Below are 16244 nucleotides of genomic sequence, written 5' to 3'. Positions count from 1 at the left end.
GTATTATTCCCGCAAGGCGTTTGTCTTTGCTCTAAGAATCGGTTCAAGTAGGTACTCCATCACTGTTCGTTTGCCGGTAATAATGTCAATCGATGCAGTCATTCCCGGAATAATGGGCAGATTTTCATCGTGACCAAACGACGTCTCAGTGGTACGCACTCGAACCAAATAGAAACTGTTGCCTTCTTCGTCTTGGGTGGTATCGGCGCTGATATGTTCTAGAGTGCCTTCTAAACCACCGTATTTAGTAAAATCGTAAGCGCTGAATTTCACAATTGCATGTAAATCAGGGCGTAAGAATGCGATATCCTGAGGAGCTATCTGTGCTTCCACAAGCAGTGTGTCTTCTGTCGGTACTATCTCGACGATGTCCATACCCGGCTGGATAACACCGCCCACGGTATTTACATTCAGTGTTTTCACAGTACCTGTAACCGGTGAAACAACCACAGTTCGGTTTACACGGTCTTCCAATCCCACCGCAGACTCTGTCATCGAAGAGAGCTTATCTTGAATTTGGTTAAGCTCTTGTTGCTGCTGAGAACGGAATTTCTGTGCGGTATCAATTCGGCTTAACATCGCTTCGCGAATGTTTGACCTCAATACCGGCACTTTTAGTTCGCTGGAAGTGAGTTCACGACGGGTGTCGTTCACCTGACGTTGCAGTTTCAGCAGCTCAATACGTGGCACCACGCCTTCATCGGCTAAAGGTTTTGTGATTTCCAATTCTTTATTAGCAAAATCATAGCTTTGTCGAAGGTTCTTGATTCGCGCTTGAATCTCTATCAGCTCTTGCTGCTTCTGCTTAACTTGCTGTGTCATTACAGAAATTTGGTTTCTCAAATTATCCAAATCTTGTTGATATTCTGCACGTTGACGAGCCACCAGCTCAGGCTGTGTATCCTTGAGCAAGGGAGGGAAGGCAAGCTTGTTGTAATCAATACGAACACTGTTCTCCCAATTGTTCTCAGAAAAGTCTTCGTCGATAGTGACACTGGAAAGTGTCGCGGAGAGCTGCAGCACGTTTGCTGTTAAGTTGGCTACCTGTTGTTCACGTTCGCGGAAATCTGAACGGAAGCGAGTGTCATCAATTAGGATTAGTTGTTGGCCTTTTTGAACTTGTTCGCCTTCGCGAACCAAAATCTGCTTTACCAAACCGCCTTCCAAGTTTTGGATGACTTGGACTTGAGAAGAAGGAACGACTTTTCCTTGGCCTCGAGTGACTTGATCGATTTCGGCCCAAGATGCCCATGCGGAAGCAGCGATAAAAAAAGCGATCATCACCCAAAGCATTACCCTCGCACTACTCGGAGTGTTTAGAAGCAGTGCGGCTGTTTGGTCGTCGACATACTCGAGTTCTGTCGCGGAGAGCTTATTGTAACTACTCTTGCTCATGGTGTTCCTTGATATTGCGGTTCGTAACTAATCGCTTATTGATTTACCTATAAGAATAAATGTTAATTATGGAATGCGTATAGCTATTTCCATTTAATTTTTGAATTCATTCGTTTTTTCGATAGATTTGTTGAATTGTTAATGTGCTTATTTGGTCTGTGAGCTGTTTTTCTTAACTTTAGTTAAGTTCATAATTTCTCGCCGTTATTACTATCTGCGGGTGAATCGCTTGAGTTCTGTAACAGTTCAGAGGACAATCGGCAAAAAATTACGAGGAGTAGAAATGGATCTTTCAGATATTCGCCGTGAGTACATCCGAGGTGGTTTGAGACGTAAGGATTTGCTTGCCGATCCCATTGACCAATTTAACTTATGGTTACAACAAGCGATTGATGCAAAATTAACTGACCCGACAGCGATGACGGTTGCGACCGTTGATCAAAATGGTCAGCCTTTTCAACGTATTGTTCTGCTGAAGAACTTAGATAAAAATGGTTTCGTTTTCTATACCAACTTGGGAAGCAGAAAAGCGCAGCATATTGAACATAACAACAAAGTCAGTATCCATTTCCCTTGGCATCCTTTAGAAAGACAAGTTCATATTACTGGTACGGCAGAAAAACTGAGCGCACTAGAAAATATGAAGTATTTCACTTCTCGTCCAAAAGACAGCCAAATTGCGGCTATCGCTAGCCATCAAAGTAGTCGCATTTCGGCTCGCGGCATTCTCGAAGGTAAATATTTAGAACTGAAACAGAAGTTCGCCAACGGTGAGATTCCAGTGCCGAGTTTCTGGGGTGGATATCGAATCAGACCTGAAAGCATTGAGTTTTGGCAGGGTGGGGAACATCGTTTACATGACCGTTTCTTATTCAGCAAAACAAACGACACGTGGACGGTTGACCGTTTAGCACCATAATTAGTTTGTTACTTTCGCTAAAAGAATTTGAGCAAAAGAAAAGGGGGAATATATTCCCCCTTTGTCACATTTGTTGCTCGTATATTGCTTATTCCAGCTCACGTAGGATACGGAAACCCACATAGTTGGCTGCAGTAGAAGGTCCTATAAATAGCTGTTTGTCTGCTTTTGCCATCTCAGGTGAGAAGATCCAAGCACCACCTTTAGCCATGCCTCTTTCATCGTTGGTCCATTCCCACACGTTACCCACCATGTCGTAGAAGCCTAGACGGTTAGGTTCAAATGCTCTCACTGGAGACGTGCTCTTATTGGACCACTGAGTACCACCCCAACCAGTATTCGCTTTACCTGACCCAAAGTTATCGCCCCACCAGTAGCCGTTCTGGCTACCTGAACGAGCGGCAATTTCCCACTCATCTTCACTTGGTAAACGGTATTTGAAACCCGTTTGTTGAGAAAGCCAACGTGTGTAGGCGACCGCATCATTTTTGCTGATACAGACGGCAGGTGATTGAGCAGATTGTTTGAAGCCTGGATTACGCCAATAACTTTCGGCTATAGGAGTCACTTCAGAATTGTCGACCGTAATACAGATGTTTTTAAGCTCTGCATCTGTTTGGTAGCTGGTTTGATTCACGAATGTCTCAAACTGACCGACAGTAATTGGTGTCGCACTCAATGCGAAAGCATGATCAAGGCGAATTTGTCTTGAAGCTTGATCACCCAGCAGATATTCACCTTTTATCATGGTGATCATCTCAGGGGCTTTTGCATTGCCCTTCAATGAATCTGCAAACTTATGACCCGGTTTCAAAACGTTTTCATATTCGTTCAGGACTGCACGTAGCGTCTGGTCTGCTGTAACTTCAATTTCACTGTTGAAAGAGCGATAGCCTTCTTTCTCAATGATGATGTGATGTTTACCAACGGGCATCAGCACTTCTACAGGCGTACTGCCATATTGAACGCCATCAACGATGACTCTGTCTGCATATTGATTTGAACGTACTGAAAGGCTTACCCAAGCTACTTCTTTTTGCTTCTCACCAGTCTGATTACCTTCACCCGGTGCAAAACAGTATTGGGAATCTAAGTTAAGAAGCTTACAAGGTGCATTTTCAGCAGGACGAGCATCAAGCTGGGCTGAAATCACGGTGCGGAATTTGCTGCCATCTGAGAAGCCAGATTCAACAACAGAGTGCTTTAGAACATGAATATTGAGAGAAACATCAGATAGGTATTGTTTGACGATAGCTGATTCGCTGGTCTCGTCCACAAGCCAGTTCTGGAACTGTTTAACCGCTTTTTGTAGCCCGAGTTCATTTGTCTGGCTGCTACATTGAGCTAATGTCATGTCCGCGTTACAGGTGTTGGTAAAGCTGACTTTTTGTTCGCCTGTGCGTTTTAGTTCTTCACGCAAACGTTCCACACGAGCGCGAAGTTTGTCTTGCTCTAAACCTGCTATGTTCTGCTCAACAACGCCTTGCGCAGATTTTTTCTGAGCCAGGGCTGTTTGCAGTTCTTGTAGCTTTTGTTCAGCTTCTAAGCGAGACTTTTGGTTCTGCTTCACTTCAGACCACGCATCTTGATACGCCTGTTGCGAAGGCATTATGTCAAGATCCGGTTCATCTATCATTTTGAGATAGTCGCGCTCCAAATTTGCTTTCGCTGTTTTTAGCTTCGCATCGAGTTTGACTGTCAGTTGATTAAGACGATCCAATTCTTGTTGTTGATTGTCGACAGCAGTCTGATCGGACTGGGTTGCCTTTTTTGCATCCTGCAACTCTGAATGTTTACTGAACAGCGCGTCATCAATGGCCATTACAGAGGAAGGCGTTCCTTCTGCCAACGTCGATGTCGCCATTAAGCAAGGTGAGAGTGCTATTAGAAGAGCGGATAAACCTTGTCGCATTGTTGTCTACTTCAGTTAAGTTTTAAAAAATGTTTTGGCTATTCTAAACGAAAACGCCATTTTGTCAGAAGTTATCTTTCAATAACTTGGTAACAAAATGGCGTTTTAACATAGCCTTATTTATCAGCTTTGTGAATCATCACAGAAAAATCACTGTATTCCGTCGCCTAGCCGTTTTTGTTTGGTCTTAGTTTTACCCAGATAGAATCGTTGCCATTCACAGTGATAACACGGTTGTAAGTTTCAAAACCGTCTTTAGACACAGTAACTTGATGACGACCCGCTGGTAGAACGATTTCTACAGGAGTACTACCATAGTTAATACCATTGATGGTCACAGAATCGTTATATTGGTCTGAACGAACAGTGACATTTGCCCACTGTTTATCGTTCTTTTTGTTTGCGCTCTCGTCAGCTGCACCTTGTAGGCAGTAGCGAGTAGAAACATTCAGCAACTTACACGCTGCGACTGCTTCAGGTTTCGCTTGTAACTGAGCTTGCATTTGAGTGGTGTAATCGTTGTTGCCTTCAAAACCACTCTTGATGATTTGGCTTTCTTGAACGTGAATGTTGAGTTCAACACCGTTGGTGTTTTGCTTAACAAGCGTAGATTCAGTCACACCGTCCAGCAACTTAGCACGAAACGTTTTAACAGCTTTTTGCTTAGTCAGGTATTTGCCTTGGTTAGCACATTCGCCAAGCGTCATCGTTGTAGAACAGGCGGTTTTGTAGCTTGTTTCTAAAACACTGCTTTCACGAAGTTCAGCTTCAAGGCGCTTAACGCGCGCTTCAATACGGCTTTCTTCCAAGTTGGCAAATTCAGTTTTTAAGCGAGCTTGTTTCTGCTTAATCTGAGACAAACGCATTTCGCTTTCTGTCACAGCCTGTTCGTTGGCTAACTTTTCAGACTGATTCTGTTTTACCGCAGCCCAAGTTTCTTGGTATTTCTTTTGGAAGGTAATCAGGTCAGTTTCAGGATCATCCAATAGACGTGAGTATTGTTTATCTAGAGCTGATTTTGCTCTATTACGCTTCGCATCTAATTCATCTGCTTCGCGTTGGAGGCGTTCTTCTTCATTTTTCAATTGTTGAAGTTTGGCACCTTCCGCTTCATAGTCTGAAGAAATCGTGTCAATTTCATTTTGTTTGATACTTATCTTCTCATCGATGCTCGCCACAGGATCAGCCTGTGTTACTTGTTCTGCGTTCACCGATGCAGTTACCCAAAGAGGGCTTAGCGCAAGCAATAGCGCTGGGATGCGATATTTGATCATAGGTCCCTGCAACAATTTAACATTTAACCACTGATAATAGTGGGAAAGACAATCTTTTGACAGCTTTTAAATAAGCCGACTCATAATGCAAACTCTGTAGCTTTTTTAGCTTCAAAGCACTAAAACTTACTGAAACCTGCTACTAGGTCTCTGATTTTGTAAATCTTATAAATGTGCATTTCCCATTTTGAGCAGATTCATAAAATATGCAAGCACCGATTTCTGATTCACAGCGCTGTTTTTCGATTGAATACACATTGACCGTAATTTATGTGCACTTGATCATTGTTCCGACTAGATGAATAACCCTCATTTCATCACCATAAATTATCGCATATGCTCACTGTTGATTATTGGTGATTGAAAAGTGTACAGCATTATCACTGAGGGGAAATTTGGTATAAAATTAGAGCCAATTTCAAAAAATGACATGGTCTTGAGTGAGCAAAGTATGACAACTTCTGCCTATACAGAGCAAAGAGCCAAAGTTTTGTCGCCTCGCCCGGCGCAGTTAATTACTTTGCCTGCATATATGGATTGCCATGATCACAACTACACGCAAATTGTAATTGGCCTAAAGGGGCAAGCGGAGTTTGAAGTGTGCGGCAGTGGCAATGTTGTCGGACCGGGGCAGGGTTGTGTTGTTACCTCCGGAACCGATCATGCTTTTGGCGGCATTGTCGGTCAGTCAGATATCTTGGTTTTGAACTTGCCTCTTCCTTCTGACGATGACCCTTTAGCCTTGCAAAAGATAAATGATCTTTCTCGCAGTGATGTGTACTTCCAACTCGATGGCCAAATTCAAAAACTGATTCAACTATTAGTGTTGGAAATGCAATCTTCTCCCGATGACTTACTTTTGAGTCGCGCTTGTAGCGATACAGTGACAGCTCTATTGCAGAGACACATATCCAGCTTTTCTACTCATAGAAAAGACTCGCGCTTCGACTTAGAAGCGGTCGATCGCTATATCGAACAGCATTTAAGTCGTCGAATTTCTGTCGCGCAGTTAGCGGGCAGCGTATTTCTTGGAGAAAGCCAATTTCATTGCCTGTTTAAAGAACAGCTTGGTATCACACCACACCAGTATGTGTTGGGTAAGCGTGTTGATATGGCGAAATCCCTCATAGAACAAGGTCGTTTAAATCTAGGTCAAATTGCAGAACTGACAGGGTTTTCAAACCAAAGTACCTTTACCCATACTTTCTCTCGTTTGCAGGGTATTTCACCTTCGCAATTCAAGAAAAGCTGTCGCAACTAAGCTTCCAAATTAAGAAATCACACCGCAATTTTGTTTTTTTCTACGTTCGCTAACATTTGTCCATAGCGATCTTCACTATTACTCGCCTTAATTAATGATAATTATTCTTCTTTAAAGCGTGATTTAGTCAATTAAAGGTTACTTATTTGCGTTATCTGGTAAAAAATTAGCATATTCTTTTGTTGTAAATGATGTGATTCTGTTTTCGCTTTGTTAATAAACCAAGTTTTTAGCAAAAAGCTCGGAGTTTTTGACAAGTAATCCTCGTGCGCTCAAAATACACTGCTGCCATTGTAGGAAGCCCGTATTGGATAAACGGGTATGAGATTGAGGAAAACGCGTGTTTACAGCAACTGATGTGTTGAAAGCCGAATTTGTAGAGCAACCGCTAAACAAATTGTGGTCGCAGATCTCTCCACTCTATATGGTGGATGAATCCCAATGGCTAAAGGAACTTTTACCCCTAGCAACGCCGACTGAAGATGAAAAGTCAGCGATAGCGGTTAAAACAACCGAACTGATTGAGACTATACGTAAAGACAAGCAGTCGATTCAAATGATTGATGCGCTTCTGCTTGAATACAGCTTAGATACTCAAGAAGGTATCTTGTTGATGTGTCTCGCTGAAGCTCTAATGCGTATTCCCGATACGGAAACTGCAGACGCCTTCATTAAAGATCGTCTCGGTGTTGCAGACTGGAAATCGCACCTTAAGAATTCAGATTCTGTATTTGTTAACGCTTCAACTTGGGGCTTAATGTTTACAGGTAAAGTGATTGGTCTTTCTGACGCAGATAGCACCAGCCCTATCCAAGCGGTTAACCGTTTAGTGAACAAGTTGACTGAGCCTGTGATTCGTAAAGCAATGCATCAAGCGATGAAGATCATGGGTCACCAGTTTGTTCTTGGTCGTAACATTGCTGAAGCGCAAAAAAATGGCCGTAAGATGCGCGACAAAGGTTTTACCTACTCCTTTGATATGTTAGGTGAAGCGGCGCTAACCACTGCTGATGCGAAAAAGTACTGCCAAGACTACTTAACAGCCATTGAAGCTGTAGGGCGCGACAAATATGGTTTAGACACCAGCCCAGCTCCGTCTATTTCTATCAAACTTTCTGCACTACACCCTCGTTACGAAGTGGCAAACCGCGATCGAGTAATGAGTGAGTTGTACCAAACGTTAATGCAATTGCTTGAGAAAGCAATTGAGCTTGATGTTGCTATCACGATTGATGCTGAAGAAGCAGACCGTTTAGAACTTTCTCTTGAACTGTTTGAAAAAGTTTACCGCAGTGAACTTGTAAAAGGTTGGGGCAAGTTTGGTCTAGTAATCCAAGCTTACTCAAAACGTGCTCTGCCAGTTCTGGCTTGGTTAACAGCGCTGGCAAAAGATCAGGGCGACCTAATTCCTGTTCGTCTTGTAAAAGGTGCGTACTGGGATAGTGAGATTAAGTGGTCTCAACAAGCGGGTTACACTGGCTACCCTGTATATACTCGTAAAGAATCTACCGATGTTTCTTATTTGGCGTGTGCGCGTTTTCTACTCAGTGAATCTGTCCGTGGCAATCTGTTCCCGCAGTTTGCTAGCCACAACGCGCAAACAGTCACTTCTATTGCTGTGATGGCAACACACAGAGACTTCGAATTCCAGCGTCTACATGGCATGGGGGACGCTCTTTATAACCATGTAATGAAAGCGTACAAGCAATCGGTGCGTATTTATGCTCCGGTAGGCAGCCATAAAGACCTGTTGCCTTATCTTGTGCGCCGTCTTCTAGAGAACGGCGCAAACAGCTCGTTTGTTCACCGTTTAGTTGATGCACGCTGCCCGATTTCATCTTTGATTCAGCATCCGGTCGATATGCTGCTTGAGTTTGATTCCTTCAACAATACTCAAATTCCATTGCCGCCAGCTATCTTCTCGGAGCGCCGTAATTCTTATGGTGTGAACATAGATATCGAAAGCGAAGCTAAACCATTTGAAAAGCAAGTTGAGTCATTTGCTGGTCATCAGTGGAAAGCTGCGCCAATCATCAATGGCAGCTCAAAGATCGAAAGCATGATCAAGGATGGTGTTAAACCTGTAGTGGTCACAGCACCGTATGATCGTCGTATCGAAGTGGGTCAAGCGTACTTTGCTTCCCATGATCATGTTTCCGAAGCGATCGAATCTGCGCAAGCTGCATTTGCGAGCTGGAACCAAGAGCCTGCATCTGTTCGTAGCGAAAAGTTAGAGAAGCTTGCGGATCTATTGGAAGCGAATCTGGCTGAGTTAGTCGCAATCTGTCATCACGAAGCGGGTAAAACCATTCATGACAGCATTGATGAAGTTCGTGAAGCGGTTGATTTCTGTCGTTACTACGCCAAACAAGTGGATTGCTTAGGCGAATTCACAGTGGATGGCTTTGATGGAGAGAAGCGTACGGTACAACGTGAAGGTCGTGGTGTATTCGTTTGTATCAGCCCTTGGAACTTCCCTCTGGCAATTTTCCTAGGTCAGATCTCTGCTGCACTAGTTGCTGGTAACACTGTGGTTGCAAAACCAGCAGAGCAAACCAGTTTAATCGCTGTTCGCGCGGTTGAATTGATGCTTGAAGCAGGTTTCCCTGCTGGAGTTATTCAACTACTTCCGGGTAAAGGTTCAGAAATTGGTAGTGCGCTTACTTCTCACCCAAGTATCGCGGGCGTGGCGTTTACGGGCTCTACCGCAACAGCGCAACGTATTAACCAAACACTGGCTGAGCGCGATGCCGATCCTGTTCCGTTTATCGCGGAAACCGGTGGTCAGAACGCAATGATCGTAGACAGTACAGCGCTACCTGAGCAAGTGGTTCGTGACGTTCTTCGTTCAGCGTTTGCTTCTGCGGGTCAACGCTGTTCAGCGCTACGTGTTCTTTTCGTTCAGCAAGATATTGCCGACCGCATTACCACGCTTATCCAAGGTGCAATGCAAGAGCTGTCGATTGGTCTTCCTTATTTGCATACTACTGATGTCGGCCCTGTGATTGATGCGAAAGCAAAACAAACACTGCTTGAGCATATTGACCACATGACGAAGACGCAGAAGAAAGTTGCTGAGCTTAGTCTGGGTGAAGATTGCCAACACGGTGATTTTGTTGCACCGACAGCGTTTGAGATTGCAGATATTTCATGTCTGACGGAAGAAAAATTTGGTCCGGTACTGCACATTGTTCGCTTCAAAGCGAGTGAACTGGCGGATGTGGTGAATCAAATTAACCAGACAGGTTTTGGTCTGACTATGGGTATTCATAGCCGCAACGAAACGACCTATCGCTGGATTGAAAAACATGCACGTGTTGGTAACTGCTACATCAACCGCGACCAAGTTGGTGCTGTGGTTGGTGTTCAGCCGTTTGGTGGTCAAGGGCTATCGGGTACTGGCCCGAAAGCTGGTGGTCCACACTATTTATACCGTTTTTCTCAGGTTCAATACCGTTAATCGACTAAGCGAAGGAGACCAAACATGGTTCATCAAGTAACTCGTTTTTCTGACGCTTTTTCGGCTTGGGAAAACTGGAATTTAACAAGTTTTGATTCTAAATGTGAGTGTTTACTTTCATTGAAATCAAATTTAGAAAGCTCTTCTCCGCAACTTGCGAAAGTGATTTCTTACCATCTTCAACAGGCAGCGACCTTGCTGGCGCATACGCACCAACTGGTTGGTCCTACCGGAGAAACTAACGAGCTGTATACGGCGGGTCGTGGTGTTGCACTGATCATTCAAGATGATGATAGTGCTGCTGCGAAAAAAGCCGTTATTGCTCAGTTAACAGCTGCATTAGTTGCGGGTAACAGCGCAGTTTATTGCAGTGATGATGCTGAATTGTTTTCAGCACTAAAGTCTGCTTTCGAGCAGTCAACTCTACCTGCGAACGTATTGCAATTTGCGACGTTTGACGCGCATCACCAGTTGATGGAATCGGATGTTCGCGCTGTGGGCTATGTTGGTAAAACGTCGGTTGAGCGTCGTCTTAACCGCGAACTGGCAAAACGCACAGGTGCTATCGTTAGCTTAGTATCAGAAACGGATTTGGATGCCCTTCCTGTGGCACACGATCCACACTTATCACTGCGCTTTATTACCGAACGTACTCGTACAATTAATATTACGGCAGTGGGTGGTAACGCGACCTTGCTAGAGCTTGGAAGCGAATCTCACTAGGTCTGATGGCCTTAAAAGATCTTCAGACCTTAGATCTTTTATCTCTCCCCCTCTCTTTGAGGGAGGGGGCATGGAAGATATTTTATATTTAGAGGACTTACACAATGGAAAATAGCTTTGCTATTACGACCACCTTTATCGTCTACCTCATTCTGATGTTGGCGATTGGTGTTTACGCATATCAGCGAACGAAAAGTTCATCGGATTATTTCCTCGGTGGCCGATCTTTAGGTCCATGGCCTGCAGCGCTTTCTGCGGGTGCATCTGATATGAGCGGATGGTTGTTACTTGGCCTACCTGGCTATGCATACGCAGCGGGTTTTGAAGCTTTCTGGTTAGCTGGTGGCCTGTTAGTCGGTACTTGGGCAAACTGGCTATTAGTTGCAAAACGTCTACGTACATACAGCGTAACGACAGATGCACTTACACTGCCTGAATTCTTATCGCGTCGCTTTAATGACAAATCTAAGCTAATTCAAACAATTTCAGCTTTCTTTATCCTTCTATTCTTCCTTTTCTATACCAGTTCAGGCCTAGTGGCTGGTGGTAAATTGTTTGAAACTGTATTTGGTATTGATTACACCATCGCGGTAGTTATCGGAACAATCTGTGTGGTTTCTTACACACTATTTGGTGGCTTCTTAGCGGTATCTTGGACTGACTTAGTGCAAGGTCTTCTAATGGCAGCGGCGCTTCTTATCGTGCCTTTCGCTGCTCTTGACGGTGGTTTCGGTAAGCTGGATGCAGAGCTAACGGCAATTAACCCTGAACTTCTTACTCTTTGGAATGGTATTGACGGCAAACCACTGTCTGCTATCGCGATCATTTCTCTAGTTGCATGGGGTCTGGGTTACTTTGGTCAGCCACATATTTTGGCTCGTTTCAAAGCTTCACGTTCAAACAAAGATCTAACCACTGCACGCCGTATCGCTGTTTTGTGGACAGGTCTGTCAATGTTTGGCGCATTGTTAGTAGGCTTCGTTGGTTTGGTATACGTAACGAACCACGGGACCATGCAGCTTGAAGACGGTGAGAAAATCTTCATGCTATTAGTGAACGCGATGTTCCACCCGGTTATCGCTGGTATTCTTCTAGCGGCAATTCTTGCAGCAATCATGAGTACAGCGGACTCTCAGTTACTGGTTTCTTCTTCTGCTCTGGCTGAAGACTTCTACAAACAAGTCTTCAAGACTGACGCAAGCTCAGAAGAGATTGTGCGAGTAGGTCGCCTAGCGGTAATCATCCTATCTGTTATTGCACTTATCTTGGCAATGACTCCAGATAGCTCTGTATTAGGTTTAGTTTCTTACGCTTGGGCTGGTTTCGGCGCGGCATTTGGTCCTGCGCTAGTACTGAGTCTGTACTGGTCTCGCATGAACCGCAATGGCGCTCTGGCTGGTATCATCGTTGGTGGTGTCACTATCGTAGTGTGGAAACAGCTGTCTGGCGGTTGGTATGACGTGTACGAAATCGTACCGGGAATCATCCTATCTACAATCGCGATTGTGGCAGTAAGCCTACTGACAGGTGAACCTGAACAAGCGGTGAAATCTCAGCATCAAACATACAAGAAGCAATTGATTGACCTAGACTAGGTTAAAAGTTCACTGTTTCTCTGAAAACCCCACGCTGTGGGGTTTTTTTGTCTATGTTAAAACCGTTTGCTAGCAGAATTTACTTAGAGTGTATGTAGGATGTTTTAGATCCTTATCACACATTTAAATGAAATGTTTGAGTGTTTGCTCGAAAGTGATTAAATAAACGTCGAGTTTTCATTTTAGCCAATTAGAGAGGATCCCGTTATGCCAGAAGCGTTTTGTAACTGTTGCCGTAAAACCACACAGCATAAAGTTGTTATGAGACGTTGTTCTACGGAATCGGAATCTGGTTGGCAAGCTGTACATGCTTTTCTTTCAAAGCTTTTTAACGGCGAACATTACTACCCGATGGAACAACAAATGTTCTGCCGTGAATGCAATCATAAGCTGGTAGTGACAAGTAACAAATACTCAGGTTCCAATACCGTTAAGGTTTAGCCTTCTATCACAGACTACAAATGAAACTAAGAATTTTCTTCTCAATAAAGGGCATCATCTGATGCCCTTTGTTTTTGATTGTGACTATGCTCACAACACATAATGATGAGGTTCATCCTGCCCTTATTAGTCAGTATTGTATGGCGCAATGACTCTTGAAAAAGTATTGAGCTATGAATCTAGACCGTGTGGATCAACAAATCCTGCGCATATTACATACTAAAGGCAGACTGCCAGTGGTTGAACTGGCGAAGTTAGTGAACCTTACTACATCGCCTTGTTCTGACCGAGTTAAGCGACTAGAAAAAGAAGGCTACATCAAAGGCTACCACGCTGAGTTAAATCCAGAAAAATTAGGCTTGGATGTACAGGTATTTATTCATATTCGTTTAGACCAAACCTGCTTCTCTATTTTTGAACGCTTTGCTCGCGCAGTGGAAGATATTCCAGAGATTGAATCTTGCTATTCTTTGTCGGGGGACTTCGATACCATGATTAAAGTTCGCGTCAAAGACATGAAAGCGTACCAAGCGTTTATGTCCGGACGATTAGGTACACTGCCGGGCGTGATTCAGACAAGAAGTGAGTTTGTGATTGAAGAACACAAGACAAGCTTTGGCATTAACCCAGAACTTCTTTCCACGTTATAACGTTGTCTGGTAGGAGATAATATGAATCGAGTATCCGCTGTAGAAGCTCAGTGGCAAAAATTACAAGTGACTGAGCTAGAAGTACTGCATGCGCAATACAGCCGTCTTCGCCTTCAATACGCTAATGACCCGTCACCCAGTTTCGATCAGAGACTACAACGCCTTTCAGCGTTGAAATCTGCACTGTTAAAAGAGAAAAAAGCGCTCGTGGAAGCGCTCAGTGAAGACTTCGGTTTCCGTCCGCATTTTGACAGCACCTTCTGTGATGTACTGCCTGTTATCAACCAGATTAAGTACACCCAAAAGAATCTTAAAAAGTGGATGAAACCATCGCGCCGTCATGCGGGGTTATTGGTTTTGCCTTCGAAAGTGCAAGTGCACTATCAACCCTTAGGTGTAGTCGGAATCGTGGTTCCTTGGAACTTTCCTGCAATGCTGAGCTTGTCTCCGCTTGTTACTGCTATCGCGGCAGGTAACCAAGCGATGATTAAGTTCAGTGAATACACGCCTGCAACCAACAAGGTGCTGACGAGAATCATCAGTTCTTTGGGTGATATTGCGGTGTGTGTGGAAGGGGACTTAACCATAGCAACAGCATTCAGCTCTTTGCCTTTCGATCATCTGCTTTTCACTGGCTCAACTCCGGTGGGCAAAATCGTCGCACAATCGGCGGCAAAAAATTTAACGCCTGTCACTCTGGAACTGGGTGGTAAATCGCCGACAATTGTCGCACCGGATGCAGACTTGGTTCGTAGTATTGACAACATCATGCAAGGCAAAGCGATTAACTCTGGGCAGATATGTATTGCACCAGATTACGTGATGTTGCCCGCCGACAAGGTTGAGCAGTTTGTTGAGTTGTATTTGAAGCGTTTTGCTAAACGTTTTATCAACAAACATGGTGTATTGGATTGTGCGGGTATCATCAATCAAGCGCAGTTAGAACGTCTGCAAAGCTATCTTGAAGATGCCAAACAGAAAGGCGCGCAGATTTACACTGTAAAGCAGTCGGTTGAACTGAAAGCAACGCAGATGGCGCCAAGTCTAGTCACGAATGTCACTGACGATATGTGGCTAATGCAAAATGAAATCTTCGGCCCAATTTTGCCTGTGATTGGTTATAAAACCATTGAAGAGGCAATTGAGAGAGTGAACTCCCACGCTCGTCCGTTAGCGCTCTATCTCATGACTGATGATAACGATATTGCTGAATATGTTCTCAAGCACACGCACAGTGGCGGAGTGTGTATTAATGATACTTTGATGCATGTTGCTGCTGATTCTGCGCCATTTGGTGGTATCGGTGATTCAGGTATGGGGCACTATCACGGCATTGAAGGCTTCAAGACCTTTACCCATGCTAAAACGGTGGTGCGTTCGTGGAGTAAGTTACCACGCAGTTCATGGATATTGAGCAATCGTAAATCGATTCTGTATCTGCTTAATCGTTTCTTAATTCGCTAGTTTTACGCTCTAGTTCTAACTACCTCATTTATAAAGGCGCTTATGCGCCTTTTTCATTTTAATCGACTCTCGATAGCCACTTCGCTAACCAATCATTCTCACCATTAACCCCTCCTACAATCAGCCGACAAAGGCTTGTTGCAAAGCAGACAATGTTTGATTGTCGCTTCTCACACCAAGAACTAACTGCATGAAAAATAGCTGATTTTCTGATGGTACAAATATCGCAATAACGACCGTGAGTCTAATTTAACAAGGAGATAGACCATGGCAATTCGTCAATGTGCAATTTACGGAAAAGGCGGCATCGGCAAGTCCACTACCACTCAGAACTTAGTGGCAGCGTTGGCTGAAGCGGGTAAGAAAGTAATGATTATCGGTTGTGACCCTAAAGCGGACTCAACTCGTCTCATCCTGCACTCAAAAGCACAAAACACCATCATGGAAATGGCAGCGGAAGCCGGTACGGTTGAAGACATCGAATTAGAAGATGTATTGAAAGTCGGTTATGGCGATGTTCGTTGTGTTGAATCAGGCGGTCCAGAGCCAGGCGTAGGTTGTGCAGGTCGCGGTGTTATCACAGCAATCAACTTCCTCGAGGAAGAGGGCGCGTATGAAGAAGACTTAGATTTCGTTTTCTACGACGTATTGGGTGACGTTGTGTGTGGTGGTTTCGCGATGCCAATTCGTGAAAACAAAGCGCAAGAAATCTACATCGTATGTTCTGGCGAGATGATGGCAATGTACGCTGCAAACAACATCTCTAAAGGTATCTGCAAATATGCGGCGACAGGTAGTGTGCGTCTAGCGGGGCTGATTTGTAACTCTCGTAACACAGACCGTGAAGATGAACTCATCATGGCGCTGGCTGACAAAATCGGTACGCAGATGATTCACTTTGTTCCTCGTGACAACATCGTACAACGTGCAGAAATCCGTCGTATGACGGTTATCGAATATGACCCAACGTGTAAACAAGCGGACGAGTATCGTGCTCTAGCAAGCAAGATCATCAACAACCAAATGTTTGTGATTCCAACGCCAGTCACCATGGATGAGCTGGAAGAATTGTTGATGGAATTCGGCATTCTTGAAGAAGAAGACGAAACCATCATAGGTAAAACAGCGGCAGAGCTAACAGCGTAAGTTA

General features: G+C 44.2%; 12 protein-coding genes. 9 read left to right on the top strand and 3 right to left on the bottom strand.

The features are described 5' to 3' along the window. Positions 1-3: 3 nt before the first annotated feature. Positions 4-1395 (bottom strand): HlyD family type I secretion periplasmic adaptor subunit, encoded by a 1392-nt coding sequence (locus L3V23_RS09735; RefSeq protein ID WP_042479522.1) that lies wholly within the window; start codon positions 1393-1395, stop codon positions 4-6. A gap of 283 nt (positions 1396-1678) precedes the next feature. Here L3V23_RS09735 and pdxH point away from each other — a divergent pair, with 283 nt between their 5' ends. Continuing rightward, positions 1679-2314, top strand: coding sequence for a pyridoxamine 5'-phosphate oxidase (pdxH, locus tag L3V23_RS09730; protein ID WP_042479520.1), 636 nt, complete (start codon positions 1679-1681; stop codon positions 2312-2314). An 88-nt stretch (positions 2315-2402) separates the two neighbouring features. Here pdxH and L3V23_RS09725 read toward each other — a convergent pair whose 3' ends face one another. Both L3V23_RS09725 and L3V23_RS09720 read right to left on the bottom strand, forming a co-directional pair. Continuing rightward, positions 2403-4226, bottom strand: a complete 1824-nt coding sequence (locus tag L3V23_RS09725) for an SUMF1/EgtB/PvdO family nonheme iron enzyme (protein ID WP_237292269.1) — start codon at positions 4224-4226, stop codon at positions 2403-2405. Between the two features lie 167 nt (positions 4227-4393). Continuing rightward, entirely contained in the window at positions 4394-5500 is a 1107-nt protein-coding gene (locus tag L3V23_RS09720; protein ID WP_102953272.1) for a PEGA domain-containing protein, read from the bottom strand. Between the two features lie 451 nt (positions 5501-5951). Here L3V23_RS09720 and L3V23_RS09715 point away from each other — a divergent pair, with 451 nt between their 5' ends. The 8 genes from L3V23_RS09715 to nifH all read left to right on the top strand — a co-directional run bounded on the left by L3V23_RS09715 (position 5952) and on the right by nifH (position 16240). Further along, positions 5952-6761 carry an AraC family transcriptional regulator gene (locus L3V23_RS09715; protein ID WP_167828586.1) on the top strand — a complete coding sequence of 270 codons (810 nt, stop codon included), beginning with the start codon at positions 5952-5954 and terminating at the stop codon, positions 6759-6761. Positions 6762-7101: 340 nt separating this feature from the next. Further along, complete coding sequence (gene putA / locus L3V23_RS09710; protein WP_237292268.1) at positions 7102-10221, top strand: bifunctional proline dehydrogenase/L-glutamate gamma-semialdehyde dehydrogenase PutA; 3120 nt, start codon at positions 7102-7104, stop codon at positions 10219-10221. 24 nt (positions 10222-10245) lie between these two features. Continuing rightward, entirely contained in the window at positions 10246-10944 is a 699-nt protein-coding gene (locus L3V23_RS09705; RefSeq protein ID WP_102965077.1) for a 1-pyrroline-5-carboxylate dehydrogenase, read from the top strand. Between the two features lie 104 nt (positions 10945-11048). Continuing rightward, a complete protein-coding gene (putP, locus tag L3V23_RS09700) occupies positions 11049-12539 on the top strand; it encodes a sodium/proline symporter PutP (RefSeq protein WP_102965078.1) in 1491 nt (496 codons plus the stop codon). A gap of 207 nt (positions 12540-12746) precedes the next feature. Next, positions 12747-12980, top strand: a complete 234-nt coding sequence (locus L3V23_RS09695) for a hypothetical protein (RefSeq protein ID WP_042479514.1) — start codon at positions 12747-12749, stop codon at positions 12978-12980. 173 nt (positions 12981-13153) lie between these two features. After that, positions 13154-13630, top strand: coding sequence for an Lrp/AsnC family transcriptional regulator (locus L3V23_RS09690; protein ID WP_042479512.1), 477 nt, complete (start codon positions 13154-13156; stop codon positions 13628-13630). A 21-nt stretch (positions 13631-13651) separates the two neighbouring features. Further along, complete coding sequence (locus L3V23_RS09685; protein WP_102965079.1) at positions 13652-15094, top strand: coniferyl aldehyde dehydrogenase; 1443 nt, start codon at positions 13652-13654, stop codon at positions 15092-15094. 267 nt (positions 15095-15361) lie between these two features. Further along, the gene (nifH, locus tag L3V23_RS09680) at positions 15362-16240 is read left to right on the top strand and encodes a nitrogenase iron protein (RefSeq protein WP_102962302.1); all 879 of its coding nucleotides are present in this window, start codon (positions 15362-15364) and stop codon (positions 16238-16240) included. The last annotated feature ends 4 nt before the right edge of the window (positions 16241-16244 follow it).

This window comes from Vibrio sp. A1-b2 (assembly GCF_021726015.1).
Classification (GTDB): domain Bacteria; phylum Pseudomonadota; class Gammaproteobacteria; order Enterobacterales; family Vibrionaceae; genus Vibrio; species Vibrio diazotrophicus.
The sequence above is the reverse complement of the archived record's forward strand: the minus strand, read 5'-3'. Positions and strand labels throughout refer to the sequence as shown.

Excerpts from the sequence above, each read along its gene's own strand:
- putP (WP_102965078.1), top strand. The coding sequence starts at position 11,049 with ATGGAAAATAGCTTTGCTATTACGACCACCTTTATCGTCTACCTCATT.
- L3V23_RS09720 (WP_102953272.1), bottom strand. The coding sequence starts at position 5,500 with ATGATCAAATATCGCATCCCAGCGCTATTGCTTGCGCTAAGCCCTCTT.
- L3V23_RS09725 (WP_237292269.1), bottom strand. The coding sequence starts at position 4,226 with ATGCGACAAGGTTTATCCGCTCTTCTAATAGCACTCTCACCTTGCTTA.
- L3V23_RS09690 (WP_042479512.1), top strand. The coding sequence starts at position 13,154 with ATGAATCTAGACCGTGTGGATCAACAAATCCTGCGCATATTACATACT.
- L3V23_RS09705 (WP_102965077.1), top strand. The coding sequence starts at position 10,246 with ATGGTTCATCAAGTAACTCGTTTTTCTGACGCTTTTTCGGCTTGGGAA.
- pdxH (WP_042479520.1), top strand. The coding sequence starts at position 1,679 with ATGGATCTTTCAGATATTCGCCGTGAGTACATCCGAGGTGGTTTGAGA.
- nifH (WP_102962302.1), top strand. The coding sequence starts at position 15,362 with ATGGCAATTCGTCAATGTGCAATTTACGGAAAAGGCGGCATCGGCAAG.
- L3V23_RS09715 (WP_167828586.1), top strand. The coding sequence starts at position 5,952 with ATGACAACTTCTGCCTATACAGAGCAAAGAGCCAAAGTTTTGTCGCCT.
- L3V23_RS09695 (WP_042479514.1), top strand. The coding sequence starts at position 12,747 with ATGCCAGAAGCGTTTTGTAACTGTTGCCGTAAAACCACACAGCATAAA.
- L3V23_RS09685 (WP_102965079.1), top strand. The coding sequence starts at position 13,652 with ATGAATCGAGTATCCGCTGTAGAAGCTCAGTGGCAAAAATTACAAGTG.
- L3V23_RS09735 (WP_042479522.1), bottom strand. The coding sequence starts at position 1,395 with ATGAGCAAGAGTAGTTACAATAAGCTCTCCGCGACAGAACTCGAGTAT.